2 protein-coding genes are annotated in these 2,332 nt (G+C 65.0%); one reads left to right on the forward strand and one right to left on the reverse strand.

The genetic code is table 11. The features are described from left to right. The coding region (gene tyrS / locus AC04L7_RS16860) for a tyrosine--tRNA ligase (RefSeq protein WP_475513472.1) at nucleotides 1-630 on the reverse strand (630 nt) is incomplete at its 3' end. A 185-nt stretch (nucleotides 631-815) separates the two neighbouring features. On the opposite strand from tyrS, the gene AC04L7_RS16865 reads away from it, so the two are divergent. Further along, nucleotides 816-2,261 carry a M23 family metallopeptidase gene (locus AC04L7_RS16865; RefSeq protein ID WP_299344133.1) on the forward strand — a complete coding sequence of 482 codons (1,446 nt, stop codon included), beginning with the start codon at nucleotides 816-818 and terminating at the stop codon, nucleotides 2,259-2,261. Nucleotides 2,262-2,332: the final 71 nt, after the last annotated feature.

A 2,332-nucleotide genomic window follows, 5' to 3' on the forward strand; every position in this document is an offset into this window, starting at 1 on the left:
GACCTGGGGTGCCTGGCCGTGGTGCTCCTGCAGGCCGCGCCCCATCAGCAGGTTGAACTTCTGGTCCGTGCCGCCAAGTTCGACATCCGCCTGCAGCGCCACGGAGTCGTAGCCCTGCACCAGCGGGTAAAGGAACTCGTGGATCGCGATCGACTGCTGCGCCGCGTAACGCTTGGCGAAATCGTCGCGCTCCAGCATCCGCGCGACAGTGTGCTGGCCGGCGAGGCGAATCATGTCCGCCGCGCCCATCCTGCCGAACCATTCGGAGTTGAAGCGGACTTCGGTCTTCTCGCGGTCCAATACCTTGAATACCTGCTCCTCATAGGTGCGGGCATTGGCCAACACATCCTCGCGGGTCAGCGGCTTGCGGGTCGCGTTCTTGCCCGACGGGTCGCCGATCATTCCGGTGAAGTCGCCGATCAGGAAAATCACTTGGTGGCCCAGGTCCTGGAACTGGCGCATCTTGTTCAGCAGCACTGTATGACCCATATGCAGGTCGGGCGCCGTGGGGTCGAACCCCGCCTTCACGCGCAGCGGACGGCCGGAGGCGAGGCGCGCCTGCAGGTCTTCGATCTTCAGTATTTCGTCGGCACCACGGCCGATCAGGGCAAGCGCTTCTGCGGAGGACACGGGATAGCGGTTCCAGATAGAGGGGCCACGTGAAGGCCAAGTCAGTGACGTGAAGTTACCGTTAAAAGAAAGTAAACAGTGATACCAATCAAAAAAGCTATTTGACTCAATGGTTTGACGCGAAGTCTTCGCGTGTCTATGGTACGCCGATTGGGGCTTTGCCTTGGCCCCGGGGTGCAACCTTGATGCAAACTCATGGGGGCGGCAACAGCCGCAAGCAACTGTTCCGCGAGCGCCTGGGGGTGCTCCGCGATAGCGCCGTGAAGCGTCATCTGCCGGAGGGGCGATGGACGCGACGCCACTGGATCCACGCCACCCTGTTCACCACCATCGGCGTGCTGATGGCGACGATCGTGCCGGGCTTCTCGAGTGCGATCCAGGCGCCGGTCTCCGAACCGCGCAACACCTTGCTGCTTGATCTGCCCGAACTGTCCGCAGAGCGCCAGGCCGGTATCGCCGGCGACAGCTGGCAAGTGGTGCGGGTGAAGCGCGGCCAGACGCTGGGCGCGATCTTCGAGGAGCTGGGCATCCCGGCCGCGACGCTGCACCGCATCCTGGACAACGCGGATGCCAAGAAGGCGCTGACCCGCCTGAAGCCCGGCACCGAGATCGCCTTCGACCTGCCGGTGACCGGCGGCCTGCGCACCCTGCGCTACGACCGCGATCCCAGCCATCGCGTCGAACTCGTGGTCGGCGAGGACAAGGTCACCGAGCGCGTGATCGCGCGCGAGACCACGACCCGTACCGTCGTGCTGAGCGGCAAGGTGGGGCGTTCGCTCAACCGGTCGGCCCGCAAGGCGGGGCTGACGTCCGCCAACATCAATTCGATGACGGACGAGATCTTCAAGTACGACATCGACTTCAATTCCGACCTGGGACCGGAAGACCGTTTCAGCGTGGTGGTCGAACAGACGTGGCGCGAGGGCGAGCTGATCAGCACCGGCCCCGTGCAGGCCGCCACGTTCACCGTCGACGGGAAACTGCATTCGGGCTTCCGATTCACGCGTCCGGGCGGCAAACCGGAGTACTTCACCGCCGCAGGCCGGCCGCTGAAGAAGAACTTCATCCGCATGCCGATTGCGTATGCGCGCATGAGCTCGAAGTTCGGTGCGCGCCGCCATCCGGTGCTGGGCACGATGCGCATGCACAAGGGCGTGGACTATGCCGCCTCGACGGGTACGCCGATCATGGCGGCCGGCGATGGCCGCGTGCAGTTCGCAGGGTGGCAGGGCGGCTACGGCCGTACCGTGATCCTCGACCACGGCCGCGGCCATACCACGCTGTACGCGCACATGTCGCGCCTGGGCAAGATCAAGCCGGGCCAGCGCGTCGCGCAGGGCACGGTGATCGGTTATGTCGGCACCACTGGGCTGTCGACCGGCCCGCACCTGCATTACGAATTCCGCATCAACGGCGTGCATCGCAATCCGCTGTCGGTGACGATGCCGCCGCCGGAGCCGCTGTCCGGCGCGCAGCTGGCGGCGTATCGCACGTACACGGCCAACGCGCTGGCACGTATCCGCACGGTGGAAGACATCATCTATGCCGATGTCGGCCCCGCCGACGAGGCGAAGGCAACCACCGTCGCCGCCGCCAAGCCTGCCAACAGCAAGAAGGGCGGCAAAGGCTGAGCCCGGCGCATGGCGGTGAACAAGAAAAGGCGGGACACTGTCCCGCCTTTTCTTTGCGTGACGTTCCCGCA

The sequence above is a fragment of the Pseudoxanthomonas sp. LjRoot204_2 genome (assembly GCF_056175765.1).